Below are 15,462 nucleotides of genomic sequence, written 5' to 3'. Positions count from 1 at the left end.
AACTGCTCGGAGTTGCCCCCATGAACCCTCGTCGTAGTAACAGCTCGCTCCCCAAGCCAGGCCGCTCGGCCTATGGGGTGGCGTCAGCTGTCGTCCTGCTGCTCATACCCGTGGTCGTGCTGGTCGGAGGCAGCCAGTTCCAAGAGTTCCTGAACTTCGGCGCGGGCGTGCTGTCCCTCGTCTCGCTCAGCTGCTCGGTGATCTGGGGCCTGGTCGCCCAGGACCGCATCCTGCTGAACATCCGGCAGCGGATCATCGGCCAGGCCATCCACCGGACGACGGCGGTCGCCTCGATCGCGTTCCTGCTGCTGCACATCACCACCAAGATCGCGCTGGACCACACCGTGGTGATCGCCGCGCTCATCCCGTTCTCGCTCGGTTTCACCGGCAGCGGCGGGCTGATCGGCCTCGGCTCCCTGGCCGGACTGCTCATGATCTTCGTGGGCGTCACCGGCGCCCTGCGCAGCAACTTCGCCACCCCGGCCCCGGTTGCCGCCCGCTGGCGCGCGATGCACATGCTCGCCTACCCGGCGTGGTGCGCGGCCCTGGTCCACGGCCTCTACGCGGGTCGCGCGGCCAAGCCGATCTTCACCATCCTCTACGGCCTCTCCCTGCTCGGCGTGATGGCCGCCCTCGCGCTGCGCGCCGCGCCGCGCCCGGTCAAGCGCAAGCTCTCCGACCGCGTCATGGCGATGCTCGGCAACTCCAACCGGCCCGGCATGGAGCAGCTGGAGGCCAGCCGCAACCGGGTCGCCGAGTCCGGCGTCAAGGACCGTGAGCCGCGACGTGGCGGCGGAGGCCCGGGCGCCGGTTCCGGTGGTCTGTACCAGTCCCCGGCCGCGGGTACGGGAGGCGCCGGATTCGCCGCCGCGTACCGCACGGCCTCTCCCCCGCAGCCGCCGTACCCCGGCGGTCGCCCCGACGCCCCGATGGACATGCGCCCCACGGAGGCCATGCCGCGCGTGAACGATCCGTCCGCCCCGAGCTGGCCGGTCCCGTCCCCGCCGCCCGTGGGCGAGGCCCCGCCGTCGGCCTACGACCCGCTCCAGGACACCGGATACTCCATCCCCGTCTATGGCAATCCGGGCACGCCGGGCGGTGGCGCGGGTGATGTGCGCAACACGGGTGAGACGAACGCCCGGTACGGCACGTACAACTCGTCCGAAACGTTCAACAGTGGTCCCGCCACCGAACCAACCCCCGGTGCCTCCTTCGACGCGCCGGGTTCGGGCGAACCTTGGAACATGCCCTCCGGAGGCTATAGGTGAACGAGGCCCTGCCCGACGTCCCCGAAGTCCGCGTGGTCGGGCTTCCCCAGCTCACGTCGGGCTTCGACCTTGTGGAGCGGCTCGACCTGCCCATGCATCTCAAGGTGCACGGGCCGCTCGACCCGCTCGGCGGCGAGCAGCTCGCGCAGCTGGCCGAGAGCATCAACCTCAAGGGCCGCGGCGGCGCGGGCTTCCCCTTCCACAAGAAACTCCGCTCGGTCGCCGAATCGGCGATCAAGAAGGGCGTACGGCCGGTCGTCGTCGTCAACGGCAGCGAGGACGAACCGGCCTGCCGCAAGGACACGGTGCTCATCAACCGTGCCCCACACCTCATCCTGGACGGCGCGCTGCTGTGCGCCGAGGCGATGGGCGCGCGCACGCTGGTGATCGGCGTGACCCGTGAGTCCACGCAGCGCTCCATGGAGGCCGCGCTCGCCGAACGCGGCCTGAGCAACAGCCGCCGCTCCGCCCTGCGCGCCTGGGTGCAGCGCAACCCGGTGCGCATGGTCACCGGCGCCGCCGCCTCCCTGATCCGCTCGGTGGACGGCGGCCCGGCGATCCCGCCCGGCCGCAAGGTCAGCGCCTCGCAGAGCGGCGTCGGCGGCGCGCCCACGCTGCTGTCGAACGCCGAGACGTTCGCCCAGCTGGCCATCGCCGCCCGCATCGGCCCCGAGCGCTACGGCAACACCGGCCTGTACGACGAGCCGGGCACCGTCATGCTGACGGTCTCCGGCGCGGTCGCGCGGCCCATGGTCATCGAGGTGCCGACGGGTGTGCCGCTGCGCTACGTCCTCCAGCTGGCCGGTGCCCCGCCGGTCCCGCAGGGCGTCCTGACCGGCGGCTATCACGGCAAGTGGATCGACGCGGCGACCGTGAACGAGGCGATCGTCTCCCGCAACTCGCTGGACGCGGTGGGCGGCGCGCTCGGCGCGGGCGCGATCCTGCCGATCAGTCAGGAGACCTGCCCGCTGGGCGAGTCGCTGCGGGTGGCGCAGTGGCTGGCCGAGGAGAGCGCCGGTCAGTGCGGGCCCTGCTACCTCGGTCTGCCCGCCGCCGCGCGCGGCATGGAGGACATCATCAACGGCGGCGGCCCGGCCGCCCTGGAGGCGCTGAAGCAGGTCGCCAAGAGCGTGAAGCGGCGCGGGGCGTGCTCGCACCCCGACGGCTCCGCGATGTTCCTGGAGTCGACCATCAAGGCGTTCACGGACGACCTCGCCGCCCATGTCCTCGGCAACGGCTGCGGACGGCCCGTGGAGGGCGTCCTGCCGCTCTTCGAGGGCGGCAAGATGCCTACGGGCATCCCGGGCGGCGGAGAGCCCGAGGACGCCGGTGGCAGCCGCCAGAAGATCTACGTGGACTGGACGCTGTGCCGGGGCCACGGGCTGTGCGCGGACATCCTCCCGGAGGTCTTCGAGCTGGGCGCGGACGGCTTCCCGACCGTCGCCCAGGCCTCGGTGCCGCGCTACGCGGAGGCGAAGGCGTTGCGCGCGGTGCGGCGCTGCCCGGCGCTCGCGCTGCGGATCGAGGAGGACACCCGGGGGCAGGCGCCGTCGAAGAACCTGCCGGTGGTCTCCCAGGGACGCGGACGGCGCGCACTGGGCCGCTGACCTACGGAAGGCGGGCCGCCCGGATCGGGTGGCCCGCCTTCGTCGTGTCGCGGCCCGTGAACGCCGTGCGGGCGCCCGGGCAACGTCGAGGGCGGACCATCCTTCCGGATGATCCGCCCTCGACTTCTGTGGAGCTAAGGAGAATTGAACTCCTGACCTCCTGCATGCCATGCAGGCGCTCTACCAACTGAGCTATAGCCCCTCGCGGCGCTCTTCCGGATTCCCCCGGAGGCGTCGCAAGCCTTCTTCGATTTTCTGTGGAGCTAAGGAGAATTGAACTCCTGACCTCCTGCATGCCATGCAGGCGCTCTACCAACTGAGCTATAGCCCCTCGCGGTGCCCTTCCGGGTTCCCCCGGAGGCGTCGCCAACCTTACACGGTCCCCGACGGTGAGCACCAAATCGGTTCCCGGTATGACGCCGTAAAGAGCCCTATGTCCGGTTCAGGCCGTGACGAAGGAATAGAACCGCTTGAGCGTGCAGTGCTCTTCGAGGAGCCGGCCGTAGATCGGCTCGCCCTCCAGCTCACGGTAGGTCTCGATGGGGTCGCCTTTTATGATCAGCGCCCGGGCGCATTCCTCGCACCAGTACTGGTAGTCGGGGTTGATCGGTTCCATGTCGCGGACAATCGGCGTACCGCTGCCGCACCAGTCGCACTTCCGCCTGTGTGCACCCATCGCTCAGCTCCAGCTGTGGCCGCAGGCCGTGCACACGTAGGAGATCCCGCCGTTGTCGCCGAGGACTTGGGCCACATGTGCGGAACCGCAGGAAGGGCAGCTGAGCCGGGTGGCCGTGTCCCGTATCCAGGCCGTCCCGAGGAGGTGGCCGACCTCCCCAAGGATGCTCGCAGGCATCGCCACTCCCTCCCGTGCGGGCCGCGTCCCCTTCCGGCCGTCTGATTCTGCCACGGCCGGGCCGATACGGTCAGCGACGCCTGAGTACCAGTCCGGACACGGCCGCCGGCACGGCCGTCGCGGCAAGCGCCCAGGCAGTTACCCGGAACGCCTCCGCCGATGTATACGCCTGCGGCGCCCCCAGTGACTCAAGCCGGTTGAGGAAGAGCGTGCCGAAGGCCGCGACCCCGATCAGCTGTCCGAGCTGGTTGACCGTGGCCAGCAGCCCGGCGGCGTCCGCCGCGTCCGCCGCTCGTACGGTGGCCAGCGCGCCCGTGAAGACCGGCCCGAAGGCGAGCGCGAGCCCGGCCCCCGCGCACACGCAGCCGCCGTACAGCCCCGCTCCCCCGTCGTGCCCGCCGCGCAGCGCCAGGCCCACCCAGACCACCCCGGCGGCCGTGAGCGCGAACCCGGCCGGGGAGAGCGCGGGCCACCAGGAACGCGGCAGCCGCCGCCAGCCCAGGCCCACGGCGCCGAAGGCGGCGGCGGTCGGCGCGAAGGTCAGTCCGGCCCGCAGCGCGCTGTATCCGAGGCCGCCCTGGAGGTGCAGGGTCAGGGCGAAGAGGAAGCCCGCGTTGACGGCCATCACCAGGAGGACCCGCAGGACGGCCAGGGACATGCCGGGGTGGCGCAGGACCCGCAGGGCGATCAGCGGGGCGCCGCCGTGCCGGGCCAGCCGGGACTCGTGGCCGCAGAACAGCGTGAACAGCACGGCGGAGAGGGCCAGGGAGAGCCAGGACCACAGCGGCCAGTCCTCCTCCTGACCGAGGACCAGCGGGACGGTCAGCAGCGACACGGCCGCGCCGAGCAGCACCAGTCCGGGCACGTCCAGCGGGCGGGCGGCGGCGCGGTCGGCCGGGCCGGAGGCCGGAAGCACCTTGGCGCCCAGGACCAGCAGGACCGCGCCGACCGGCACGTTGACCAGGAACACCGGCCGCCAGCCGGTGCCGAACAGATCGGCGGCGACCAGCACCCCGCCCACGATCTGCCCGGCCGCCGCGCCCACCGCGAGGACGGCCGCGTAGGCGCCGAGGGCACGGGCCCTGGCCTCGCCGGTGAAGGCGCGCTGGATCAGGCTCAGCACCTGCGGGATCATCAGCGCCGATCCGGCACCCTGCACCAGCCGGAACCCGATGAGCCAGTCGACGCCCGGTGCCAGGCCGCAGGCGAGCGAGGCGGCGGTGAACAGGGCGAGCCCGGCGAGGTGGACCCGGCCGTGGCCCAGCAGGTCGCCGAGCCGGGCGCCGGTGATCAGCAGCACGGCGTAGGTGATGGTGTAGCCCGCGATCACCAGCTGCAGATCGGCGCCCGAGGCCCGGAAGGCGGTGCCGATGCTCGGGGCGGCGACGTTCACGATGAACACGTCGAGGACGGCCATGAAAGTGGCCGTGAGCAGGGCGGACAGCAGCAGCCGGGACCGGTTGTCAGTGGGGGGTGCTTCACTGTCGGTGCCGGGTTCTTCACTGTTCGCGAGATTCGAGGCGGGCGTGGTGGGCGGCCCGGTGCGCGGTGTCGTCATGGCGCCGAGCCTGGCGGCGGGGCGGTACGGGTGCCGAGAGCCCGCCGATGCTGGTACTGGCGGCACCTGGCAGGAACGCGGCGGGGCACCGACGATGACGACGGGCGCCGGACGCGGCAACGGGGACACGGAGGACGGGGGACACGAGGATGAGCGGGACGAGGACGGGGACGACAGACGGGTTCGGTGCGCCGGGCGCGGGCGCGGGCGCGGCGATGGGTACGCCTGGGGCGAGGGCCCGGCGCCGCAGGCCCGAGCTGGCCGCCTTCCTGCGCAGCAGGCGGGCGCGCGTGACACCGGCGGACGTGGGGATGCCACCGGGGCTGCGGCGGCGCACTCCGGGGCTGCGCCGGGAGGAGGTCGCCCAGCTCTCCGGTGTGGGCGTGACCTGGTACACGTGGCTGGAGCAGGGCCGCCCGATCAACGCCTCGGCCCAGGTGCTGGACGCGGTGGCCCGCACCCTGCGGCTGGACGCGCCGGAGCGGGAGCATCTGTACCGCCTCGCGGAGGTGCCGTTCGCGCCGACCCCCGCCGGTCTGGCCCGCCGGATAGACCCGGAGGTGCAGGGCATCATCGACGCGGTCGACCCGCTGCCCGCGGCGGTCTACACCTCGCGCTACGACATCCTGGCCACCAACGCCGCCTACCGCGACCTGTTCCTGGTGCCGCAGACGGTGCGCGCCGCGGTGCCGAACGTGCTGTGGGCGCTGTGCACCCTGCCGCCGGAGCTGTGCCCGGTGCCCCGGCTGGAGGCCGAGCTGCCGCTGATGGTGGCGACGCTGCGCTCGGCCTACGGCAGACATGTGGGCGAGCCCGCCTGGGAGGAGTACATACGCGGGCTGGCGGCCGAGAGCGCGCACTTCGCCCAGCTGTGGGCGAGCGGTGAGGTGGCGCCGCCGGGGCCCCGGGTGAAGGCGTTCCGTCATCCCGGTCATCCGGGGCTCGGCGAGATACGGATGACGACGCAGTCCCTGTCCATCGACGGGATGCCCGAGTGCCGGATCGTGGTCTACACGCCGGTGGACGAGGAGGCGCGCGCGAAGTCGGCGGTGCTGAGGAAGGAGAGACAGCCGATGGCGGCCGAGCTGGCGGCCGAGATCATCCGCCGCTGGCACACGAAAAATCCCGCCCTGTGAAGGACGGGATCTTCCCTACCGATCTTTGACAACTCAACAGAGTGTCGACCTGTGGAGCTAAGGAGAATTGAACTCCTGACCTCCTGCATGCCATGCAGGCGCTCTACCAACTGAGCTATAGCCCCGTGCGTTCTTCCCGCTCGGCGGGCGAACAAGAAGAACTTTAGCCGGTGACCTGCCGGAAAGTGAAATCCGGACCGGTGGGCCGCTCAGTCGTCGTCGCCGAGGACCGGCACCGGCAGGGTGCCCGCGTTGTGCTCGAGCAGGCGCCAGCCACGGGCGCCCTCGCCGAGCACGGACCAGCAGCAGTTGGAGAGGCCGCCCAGGCTCTCCCAGTGGTGGGCGTCGATGCCGAGGAGACGGCCGATCGTGGTGCGGATGGTGCCGCCGTGGCTGACCACCACCAGCGTGCCGTTCTCCGGCAGCTTCTCGGCGTGCCGCAGCACGACCGGGGCCGCGCGGTCGGCGACCTCGGTCTCCAGCTCGCCGCCACCGCGCCGGACCGGCTCGCCACGCTTCCAGGCGGCGTAGTCCTCGCCGTAGCGGGCGATGATCTCGTCGTGCGTCAGGCCCTGCCAGGCGCCCGCGTAGGTCTCGCGCAGGCCCTCGTCGCGGGTGACCTCCAGGCCGGTGAGCGCGGCCAGTTCGGCGGCCGTGTCGGAGGCGCGCTGGAGGTCGGAGGCGACGATGGCGTCGGGTTCGAGCGAGGCCAGCAGCCGCGCGGCCCGGCGGGCCTGGCCGATGCCGGTCTCGGTCAGGGGTACGTCGGTGGTGCCCTGGAAGCGGCGGTCCACGTTCCAGGCGGTCTGGCCGTGCCGCCACAGGATGACGCGGCGGCCCCGGCCCTTGGTGTCGGTCACCTCGGCGGTGTCCGCCATCACCACTCCTCGCCGGGCTCGTCACCGGCCTCGGCGCGCTGCTTGGCGTGCTCCTCGGCCTTGCCGCGGGTGGCCTTGGCCTCCTCGGGCAGCTCCAGCTCGGGGCAGTCCTTCCACAGCCGCTCCAGGGCGTAGAAGACGCGCTCCTCGCTGTGCTGGACGTGGACGACGATGTCGACGTAGTCGAGCAGGATCCAGCGGGACTCGCGGTCGCCCTCGCGGCGGACGGGCTTGGCGCCGCGCTCCTTGAGCAGGCGCTCCTCGATCTCGTCGACGATCGCCTTGACCTGGCGGTCGTTCGGCGCGGAGGCCAGCAGGAACGCGTCGGTGATGGACAGCACGTCGCTGACGTCGTAGGCGATGACGTCGTGGGCGAGCTTGTCGGCCGCCGCCTGGGCGGCGGTGCTGATGAGTTCGAGGGAACGGTCGGTGGCGGTCACTGTGCGGCTTTCGGTCGGGGGCGGGGATCGGCTGGGGTGCGGGGGCCGTCCCGAAGGACGCGGCCCGTGGCAGTCACCGGGAATCCAAGGGTCTCACGGAAGGCGTGAGGCACCCCACGTGACGTTCGGGTCACCCGGGGTGCCTCGGTGGCGCGGGCCGCGTCAGGACGTGCCGGGCCGGTAGTCCTGGCCGAGGACGACCAGGACGTCGGCGCCGGAGGTGACGGAGCCCTTGGCGACGGCGGTGGCGGGCAGGCCGAGGGTCTTGGCGACCTCGGCGGCGTTCTCCTTGTCGGCCGCGCCGGAGTAGACGACCCGGGAGGCGCTCTGGGCGGCAGCGGCGCCGCCGTCCACGAAGGTGAAGCCGCCGTTGAGCAGGACCACGCGGGCCTTCTCGGCGTCGTCCTTGACCCCGGTGCCGTTCTGCACGGAGACGCGCACGGCCGAGCCTGCGTCGGGGCTCTTGGCGGCGCCGCCGAGCACGGTCTTGACCACGCTGTCGCTCGTCTGGGCGGTCAGCGTGCCGTCGGTCTGCACCGGCAGCAGCACGGTCTTGTACGAGCCGCCCTTGGCGAGATCGGCGAGCTTGGCCAGGAAGGTGCCGAGGTCCTTGTCGGTCAGCGAGGGGTCGAGGATCTGCGCGAGGGTCTGCACGGTCGTGGTGGCGCCCGAGGGGTCGGTGGACACCTTGCGCAGGACGCCGTAGAGGACCTGTCCGAACCGCTCCAGCTGGGCGTTCTGGGTCTCGCCGGGGGCGCGGTAGGTGGCGTAGGCGACGGCCATCTTGCCGCTGAGGGTCTGGTTCCTGCCCTGGCGGACGAGCGCCTCGGACCCCTTCTTCTTGGCGTCCGGGTCGGGCACGTCGGTGTTGGTGTCGATCTCGATGTTGCCGACGAGTTCGACCAGGTTCTGGAGGTAGGGCGTGTCCAGGCGCCAGGTGCCCTGGATGCTGGTGCCGAGCACGGTGTCGATCTGGTCGCGGGTGCCCGAGGAACCGTCGTCGTCGACCGATTTGGCCAGCGTCGTGGTGGTGCCCGAATCGTCGGACAGGGCAAGGGAGTTGGGGAGCAGGACGGTGGTGCCGCGCTTGGTGGTGGTGTTGTCGACGAGCAGCACGGTGGAGGTGCCGTTCTTGCCGGTGTTGTGCAGATGGACGACGATCACGTCGCGCTTCTGCGCCCCGGCGGCGACGGCGGTGCCGGCCTTCTTGCCGGAGGAGGAGAACCCGGGCAGGTCCCCGGCGAACCAGAGGTAGCCGACCCCGCCGACGGCGACCAGCGCGAGGACGACGACGAGGGCGATGATCCGGCTGCGGGCGCGGCGGCGGGCCTCCTCGCGGCGCTCGGTGCGGTTCTCGGTGAACTTCAGCCAGTCGATGACGTCCTCGGACTCGCCGTCCGGCTCCTCGGCGAAGGCGAACTGCTCCTCGCCCGCCGCCTCTTGGCCCTCCCTCGCGGACGCGGGCGCGGACGAGGAGGACCCGGGCGTGCCGCCGGGCCGTTCCTCGGGCTCCTCCGGGGCGGCCGGTCGGGAGGGGTGTCCGGACTGCTGGGGGATGTGGGCGGTCTGCTCGGTGACGCGGGGCTGCTGCCCGCTGGTCGCCGCCTGCCCGTAGGGGTCGTAGGGGGCGCCGCCCTGGGGAGCCGCGCCGTGGACGCCCTGGCCGCCCTGGCCGCCGCGCGTGCCGTACCCGTCGTACTGCTGCTGCCCGTAGGGGTCGGTGCCCTGGGTGCCGTAGGGGTCGTAGGCGGGCGGCACGGGCGGCTGCCGACCGGTGTCGTAGCCCCCCTGGCCGCCGTGGCCTCCCTGGCCGTAGCCCTGCCGGGTGTACGGGTCGTGGTCCTGGCCGCCGGAGCGGGCCGGGACCTGCTGGTAGACGGGGCGCCCGTAGTCGTCGTAGCCGACGATCTCGTAGCTGTTCCCGTCGTACTGGTCGTCGTACTGGTCGCCGCCGTACCCAGCGTCGTATCGGTCGTTCACCGGTGCCCCTCTCGGCTCACTCGCCGCGGTACAGCTCACGCTTGTCGATGTAGCGCACGACTCCGTCCGGCACCATGTACCAGATGGGGTCGCCCTTGGCGACTCTCGCACGGCAGTCCGTGGAGGAGATCGCCAGGGCGGGTACCTCGACGAGCGAGACGCCGCCTTCCGGCAGACCGGCGTCGGTCAGCTGGTGGCCGGGGCGTGTGACGCCGATGAAGTGCGCGAGGGAGAACAGTTCGGCCGAGTCCCGCCAGGTCAGCAGCTGGGCCAGGGCGTCGGCGCCGGTGATGAAGAACAGGTCCGTGTCCGGGTTGAGGGCGCGCAGATCGCGGAGGGTGTCCACGGTGTAGGTGGGGCCGCCGCGGTCGATGTCGATCCGGCTGACGGAGAACTGCGGGTTCTCGGCGGTCGCGATGACCGTCATCAGATAGCGGTCCTCGGCCGGGGAGACCGCGCGGTGCGACTTCTGCCAGGGCTGGCCGGTGGGCACGAAGACCACTTCGTCCAGGTGGAACTGCGCGGCGACCTCGCTGGCCGCCACCAGGTGCCCGTGATGGATCGGGTCGAACGTGCCGCCCATGACGCCGAGCCGACGCTTGCCGGTGCGGACCGGGCCGTGGCTGTCGAGGTGTGCCGTGTCCCGTGGCCCGTCGGGGGTGGTGCCGGGCGCCCCGGAGGTGTGCCCTGTGCCGGTGCCGGCCGCGTGGGCGGCCGTCCCGTCCGCCGGACCGGTAGGCATGTCCTGCTCTCCCATGCGTGCAGACCCTACCGGCCCGTAGTGCGACATCTGTGCGGGGATCAGGTCCCGGCTCAGCGGTCGCGGTTGAAGCGCGTGGTGATCCACAGCAGGAGAAGCAGGATGCCCAGGGCGCAGCCGCCGGTGACGGCCGGGTTGAGGCTGTTGTGGTGGCCGCCCCGCTCCTCGGTCTCGGCGGCGAGGGTGACCAACTGGACGGCGGCGCTGTGGATGCTCATCTTCGGCAGGACCTAACGCGTGTGGGCGGGATAAAGACGTGGGTTCATCGTAAGCGGGTGCCCCGGCGGAGATCACGCCGACTCCGGTGTTGCCCGGCGGGCGCGGGGACGGCCGCCCGGGGACGGCTGCCCGGAGGCGGCCCGGATCGCGGGCGCGGGGAACCTTCCCGGCGGGTCAGTCGTCCTTCCGCTTGTAGCCGCTCAGCAGGAACCAGCCGGTCAGTGCGCAGCCCAGGATCATGACGACCAGGATGACGCGGAGCAGGTTCCCCGACCCGTGCTCGGGGACGGCGTTCGCGGCGGCCTCGGTCAGCCGGGCGGCTGCGAGATGGTGCTCCATGGCGTGGACTCCTTCGGTGGTACTGCCCGGTCCACGGTACGCCGCCTAGGCTGGACCCGGTCCGGGGGGCACGGCACTCGGGGCACGGCACTCACACGCAGCAGGGGGATGACATGTCCGAAGAAAGCCGCGAACAGAGTGGGCGCGAGCGGGTGCCGAGCAGGCAGCGCAGGCGTTTCCCCGGGATCTCCTCCCGCGCCTACGAGCACCCGGCCGACCGTTCGGCGCTGGTGGCGCTGCGCAGGCTGAGCGGGTTCGACACCGTCTTCAAGGCGCTGAGCGGGCTGCTGCCGGAGCGGAGCCTGAGGCTGCTGTTCCTGTCCGACTCGGTGCGGGTCTCCGACCGGCAGTTCACGCATCTGCACGACATGCTGCGCGACGCCTGCTACATCCTGGACCTGGAGAAGGTCCCGCCGATGTACGTCACGCAGGACCCGCAGCCGAACGCGATGTGCATCGGTCTGGACGAGCCGATCATCGTGGTGACCACGGGTCTGGTCGAGCTGCTGGACGAGGAGGAGATGCGGGCGGTCGTCGGGCACGAGGTGGGCCACGCGCTCTCCGGGCACGCGGTGTACCGCACGATCCTGCTGTTCCTGACGACGCTGGCCCTGAAGGTCGCGTGGATCCCGCTGGGCAATCTGGCGATCATGGCGCTGGTGACGGCGCTGCGGGAGTGGTTCCGCAAGTCGGAGCTGTCGGCGGACCGGGCCGGTCTCCTGGTGGGCCAGGACCTGCGGGCCTCGATGCGCGGCCTGATGAAGATCGCGGGCGGCAACCATCTGCACGAGATGAACGTGGACGCGTTCCTGGAGCAGGCGGCGGAGTACGACGCCGGGGGCGACCTGCGGGACTCCGTGCTGAAGATCCTCAACGTGCTGCCCCGCTCCCACCCGTTCACCACGGTGCGGGCCGCCGAGCTGAAGCGGTGGGCCGAGTCCCGCGACCACCAGCGGATCATGGACGGCCACTACCCGCACCGCGAGGAGGACAAGGACGCGCGGGTCCGGGAGTCCTTCCGGCAGTCCGCGGCGAGCTATGCGAGCGACGTGAAGACCTCCAAGGACCCGCTGATGAAGCTGGTCTCGGATCTGGCGGGCGGCGCGGGCGACCTCGGCGGCCGGGTCCGCCGGGGTTTCAACGGCTTCACGAGCGCGCCGCCGTCGAAGGACGGCAAGAACACCCCGGGCACCCCGGACGACCCGGAGGCGCCGACGGACCAGCCCTGACCGGCCGTCTCACGTCTCACGCCTCACGCCTTCGGCTGAGCCGCGTCCGACAGCGTCCCGCACACGGCCGTCGGGGTGGCGTCGGTGTACGGGTCGGTGGCCTGGGGTCCGCCGGGCCGGGCGGTCTGGCCCGCCAGGAGCGGACGGAGGCGGGCCGTGGTGTCCTCGGTGCAGGACAGCGGCCCCGCCTGGGTGGTGGAGGCGACCAGCCGGGTCTGGCCCACGCGCAGGTTGTCGCTGTCGAAGCGGAAGGTCAGCGCGCGCCGGACGGTGAACAGGGACACCCGGGCCGATGCCTCGGTGGAGCCCCGGGGGCGCAGGGCGTAGACGAAGGTGCTGTCGGAGGTGACCTCCAGCGTGGCCGCGTCGGACTCGGCGGCGCGCAGGGTGCCGAGGACGCGGACGCGGTCGTCGGCGAGTTCCGCGCGGGCCGGGTCGAAGCGGATCAGCCAGCCGGTCGCGGCGTGCAGGCCGTCCGGGGCGGGCCGGTTCACGCTGCGGTCGAACTGGCCGAGCTGACGGGCGTCGAGCAGGGACCGCACGGGCCGGATCGCGCGCCCGGCGAGCACGTCGGGGTCGAGCGAGGAGCGCACGAGGTAGGTGCGGACGGTCGTCAGTGCGGCCAGGACCTGGCTCTCCGAGAAGTGCGCGGTGGCCCGGACGGCGGGCAGCGGGACGCCCTCGATGCCGCTCACGAACCCGGCGGCGGGGCCGCGCGCGAAGAGGGTGCGGGCGTCGGCGGCGCCGGGCACCTCGCCCCGGGGCGCGAGCGGGACGACGGTCGTGCGCAGCGGGGCGTCGGATCTGCGGGCCTGCGGTGAGCCGTACGGGTGACGGACGCCCAGGTAGAGGGCGGTGCCGAAGGCGATGGCGAGGAGGACGACGAGGGCCAGGGCCTGCCGGGTGAGCAGCCGGTGGCGGGGCACCCGGCGGCGTACGGCGGGGGCGTGGTCGGTCATGCGCTCGTGCGCGGAGTACTCCTGGAGCCGGGCAGCGCGGACGAACGACTCGTCGAACACGACGGATCGGTACTCGTCCTCGGCACCTGAGGGGCTGCCCTCGGGTGTCCCCTCCGGTGGGTCTCCAGGCCCGCCCATACTTTCAGGGTAGGTCGGGCGAGCCTCCCGTAAACGCGCTGGTACGCGACAACTTCTGACAGGGGCTCATCAAAACCGCGCAGCGCCGGTCAGGCGTACGGCGGCTGTGGAAAGACGCGCGCGAGGACCGCTCAGGGGGCCTTCGGGACGGCGGAGACCGCGGGCTGGGAGTAGTCCGCGGAGACGGACGGCATGGGCACGGCGGCGGCCCCGCTGCCCAGGCCGCTGGAGGCCGGGGCGGGCACCCGGTCGCGGGTGCCGGAGGAGGCGCCCCGGTAGACGGCGGCGAAGGCCAGGGCCACCATGCCGACGCCCATCACCACGGCGAGCACCCAGGCGACGGGCCGGTGCCAGCGGATCTGCTTGCCGTAGGGGCCGAGGAAGCCGGGGCCGTCACCGGGGGCGTAGCCGTCGTGCGGGTCGTCGTCCGGGGTGTGGCCGAATCCGGTGTGCTCGGGGCCGTACAGCTCGTCGTAGGGCTCGGCCGAGGCGTGGGCGCGGCGGGCCTCCGCCTCGAAGGCCTCGGCGCGGGCCTGGGCGGCGGCGAGGAGGCGTTCGACGGCGCTGGGCTCATGGACGGTGGCCGCCTTTACGAAGGCCTCGTCGAAGACCACGGAGGCGAACTCTTCGTCCGTCGCTCCGCGGTCGTGGTCGTCGTCGGGCTCCCAGCCGTCCGGGAACGGCGTGCCCCCCACGTCCTCCGGCACGGGTCCAGAGTAGACCTGGGGGGTCAATTTGGGCAGACGGTACGGAAATTCGTCCGGCCCCCGGGACCGGTTTCCGGCCGTCCTCCGGACGGCTCAGCCGCGCACGTGTCCGTCGCCGGTGACGATGTACTTGGTGCTGGTCAGCTCCGGCAGGCCCATGGGGCCACGGGCGTGCAGCTTCTGGGTGGAGATGCCGATCTCGGCGCCGAAGCCGAACTGGCCGCCGTCGGTGAAACGGGTGGAGGCGTTCACGGCGACCGTGGTGGAGTCGACCAGCTGGGTGAACCTGCGGGCGGCCTGCTGCGAGGTGGTGACGATCGCCTCGGTGTGCCCGGAGGACCACAGCCGGATGTGCTCGACGGCCTTGTCGAGCGAGTCGACGACGGCGGCGGCGATGTCGTAGGAGAGGTACTCGGTCTCCCAGTCCTCGGCGGTGGCCTCGACCACGGTGGCCTTGGAGTCCCCGGCGAAGGCGAGCACGCGCGGGTCGGCGTGCACGGTGACCCCGGCCTCGGCCAGCGCGTCCAGGGCGCGGGGCAGGAAGGCGTCCGCGATGTCCTGGTGGACGAGCAGGGTCTCGGCGGCGTTGCAGACGCTGGGCCGCTGGGCCTTGGAGTTGACCAGGATGTCGATCGCGGTGTCGATGTCGGCCTGCGCGTCGACGTAGACGTGGCAGTTGCCGGTGCCGGTCTCGATGACCGGGACGGTGGACTCGCCGACGACCGTACGGATCAGGGAGGCGCCGCCGCGCGGGATGAGCACGTCCACGAGCCCCCGGGCGCGCATCAGCTCGCGCACGCTCTCGCGGCTCTCGCCGGGCACCAGCTGGACGGCGTCGGCGGGCAGCCCGGCGCCGCCGACGGCGTCCCGGATCACCCGGACGAGAGCGGTGTTCGACTCGTAGGCGGAGGCGGAGCCGCGCAGCAGGACGGCGTTGCCGGACTTCAGACAGAGCGCGGCGGCGTCCACGGTGACGTTGGGGCGGGCCTCGTAGATGATGCCGACGACGCCGAGCGGGACGCGGACCTGGCGCAGGTCGATGCCGTTGGGCAGCGTGGAGCCGCGGACGACCTCGCCGACCGGGTCGGGCAGCTTGGCCACGTCGCGCACGTCGGCGGCGATGGCGCGGACCCGCTCGGGGGTGAGGGTGAGGCGGTCGACGACGGACTCGCTGGTGCCGTTCTCCCGGGCCCTGGCCACGTCCTTGGCGTTGGCCTCCACGATCTCGCTGGTGCGGACCTCCAGGGCGTCCGCGACGGCGAGCAGCGCGTCGTCCTTCACCGCGCGCGGGAGCGGGGCGAGGTCGGCGGCGGCGGCCTTGGCCCGGTAGGCGGCGCGGGTGACCGGGGACATCGAGTCGTACGGCGAGAGCGTGGTCATGGCAGGAAGGG

16 protein-coding genes and 3 tRNA genes are annotated in these 15,462 nt (G+C 72.3%); 4 read left to right on the top strand and 15 right to left on the bottom strand.

Annotated features, from left to right (window positions below; all coding sequences use genetic code 11):
- Window positions 1-20 precede the first annotated feature (20 nt).
- Together B079_RS0107490 and B079_RS0107485 are read left to right on the top strand one after the other, a co-directional pair.
- Window positions 21-1,268 (top strand): cytochrome b/b6 domain-containing protein, encoded by a 1,248-nt coding sequence (locus tag B079_RS0107490; RefSeq protein WP_199779883.1) that lies wholly within the window; start codon window positions 21-23, stop codon window positions 1,266-1,268.
- Window positions 1,265-2,875: an NADH-quinone oxidoreductase subunit NuoF family protein gene (locus B079_RS0107485; protein WP_018545157.1), complete on the top strand. Its 1,611-nt coding sequence runs from the start codon at window positions 1,265-1,267 to the stop codon at window positions 2,873-2,875. The genes B079_RS0107490 and B079_RS0107485 overlap by 4 nt, the downstream gene beginning before the upstream one ends.
- Window positions 2,876-3,004: 129 nt before the next feature.
- Here B079_RS0107485 and B079_RS0107480 read toward each other — a convergent pair.
- The 5 genes from B079_RS0107480 to B079_RS0107460 form a co-directional block, all read right to left on the bottom strand.
- Window positions 3,005-3,077, bottom strand: a tRNA-Ala gene (locus B079_RS0107480).
- Window positions 3,078-3,133: 56 nt separating this feature from the next.
- A tRNA-Ala gene (locus B079_RS0107475) sits at window positions 3,134-3,206 on the bottom strand.
- Window positions 3,207-3,317: 111 nt separating this feature from the next.
- Window positions 3,318-3,551, bottom strand: coding sequence for a hypothetical protein (locus tag B079_RS0107470; RefSeq protein WP_006136074.1), 234 nt, complete (start codon window positions 3,549-3,551; stop codon window positions 3,318-3,320).
- A 3-nt stretch (window positions 3,552-3,554) separates the two neighbouring features.
- Window positions 3,555-3,728, bottom strand: coding sequence for a hypothetical protein (locus B079_RS34865; protein WP_018545155.1), 174 nt, complete (start codon window positions 3,726-3,728; stop codon window positions 3,555-3,557).
- 70 nt (window positions 3,729-3,798) lie between these two features.
- Complete coding sequence (locus B079_RS0107460; RefSeq protein WP_018545154.1) at window positions 3,799-5,286, bottom strand: MFS transporter; 1,488 nt, start codon at window positions 5,284-5,286, stop codon at window positions 3,799-3,801.
- Between the two features lie 215 nt (window positions 5,287-5,501).
- Here B079_RS0107460 and B079_RS31495 point away from each other — a divergent pair, with 215 nt between their 5' ends.
- Window positions 5,502-6,422: a helix-turn-helix transcriptional regulator gene (locus tag B079_RS31495; protein WP_037801317.1), complete on the top strand. Its 921-nt coding sequence runs from the start codon at window positions 5,502-5,504 to the stop codon at window positions 6,420-6,422.
- Between the two features lie 52 nt (window positions 6,423-6,474).
- Here the strand turns inward: B079_RS31495 and B079_RS0107450 are convergent.
- From B079_RS0107450 to B079_RS35450, 7 genes are all read right to left on the bottom strand, one after another.
- Window positions 6,475-6,547 (bottom strand) — tRNA-Ala (locus B079_RS0107450).
- 84 nt (window positions 6,548-6,631) lie between these two features.
- Window positions 6,632-7,300, bottom strand: a complete 669-nt coding sequence (locus tag B079_RS0107445; RefSeq protein ID WP_018545152.1) for a histidine phosphatase family protein — start codon at window positions 7,298-7,300, stop codon at window positions 6,632-6,634.
- The gene (gene rsfS / locus B079_RS0107440) at window positions 7,300-7,740 is read right to left on the bottom strand and encodes a ribosome silencing factor (RefSeq protein ID WP_018545151.1); all 441 of its coding nucleotides are present in this window, start codon (window positions 7,738-7,740) and stop codon (window positions 7,300-7,302) included. Before rsfS ends, B079_RS0107445 begins: the two co-directional genes overlap by 1 nt.
- 162 nt (window positions 7,741-7,902) lie before the next feature.
- A complete protein-coding gene (locus B079_RS0107435; protein WP_018545150.1) occupies window positions 7,903-9,720 on the bottom strand; it encodes an LCP family protein in 1,818 nt (605 codons plus the stop codon).
- Between the two features lie 16 nt (window positions 9,721-9,736).
- Entirely contained in the window at window positions 9,737-10,477 is a 741-nt protein-coding gene (gene nadD, locus B079_RS0107430) for a nicotinate-nucleotide adenylyltransferase (protein WP_018545149.1), read from the bottom strand.
- Window positions 10,478-10,533: 56 nt separating this feature from the next.
- A complete protein-coding gene (locus tag B079_RS35455; RefSeq protein WP_018545148.1) occupies window positions 10,534-10,698 on the bottom strand; it encodes a hypothetical protein in 165 nt (54 codons plus the stop codon).
- Window positions 10,699-10,873: 175 nt separating this feature from the next.
- Window positions 10,874-11,038, bottom strand: a complete 165-nt coding sequence (locus B079_RS35450; protein ID WP_018545147.1) for a hypothetical protein — start codon at window positions 11,036-11,038, stop codon at window positions 10,874-10,876.
- 113 nt (window positions 11,039-11,151) lie between these two features.
- On the opposite strand from B079_RS35450, the gene B079_RS0107415 reads away from it, so the two are divergent.
- Window positions 11,152-12,267, top strand: coding sequence for a M48 family metallopeptidase (locus B079_RS0107415; RefSeq protein ID WP_026248445.1), 1,116 nt, complete (start codon window positions 11,152-11,154; stop codon window positions 12,265-12,267).
- A gap of 23 nt (window positions 12,268-12,290) precedes the next feature.
- Here the strand turns inward: B079_RS0107415 and B079_RS0107410 are convergent, their stop codons facing one another.
- The 3 genes from B079_RS0107410 to B079_RS0107400 form a co-directional block, all read right to left on the bottom strand.
- Entirely contained in the window at window positions 12,291-13,364 is a 1,074-nt protein-coding gene (locus B079_RS0107410) for a hypothetical protein (protein WP_026248444.1), read from the bottom strand.
- A gap of 131 nt (window positions 13,365-13,495) precedes the next feature.
- A complete protein-coding gene (locus tag B079_RS0107405) occupies window positions 13,496-14,098 on the bottom strand; it encodes a membrane protein (RefSeq protein WP_037801316.1) in 603 nt (200 codons plus the stop codon).
- 66 nt (window positions 14,099-14,164) lie between these two features.
- A complete protein-coding gene (locus tag B079_RS0107400) occupies window positions 14,165-15,451 on the bottom strand; it encodes a glutamate-5-semialdehyde dehydrogenase (protein WP_018545143.1) in 1,287 nt (428 codons plus the stop codon).
- Window positions 15,452-15,462 lie beyond the last annotated feature (11 nt).

Source organism: Streptomyces sp. LaPpAH-108 (genome assembly GCF_000373625.1).
In the GTDB taxonomy this organism is placed as follows: Bacteria; Actinomycetota; Actinomycetes; order Streptomycetales; family Streptomycetaceae; genus Streptomyces.
The sequence above is the reverse complement of the archived record's forward strand: the minus strand, read 5'-3'. Positions and strand labels throughout refer to the sequence as shown.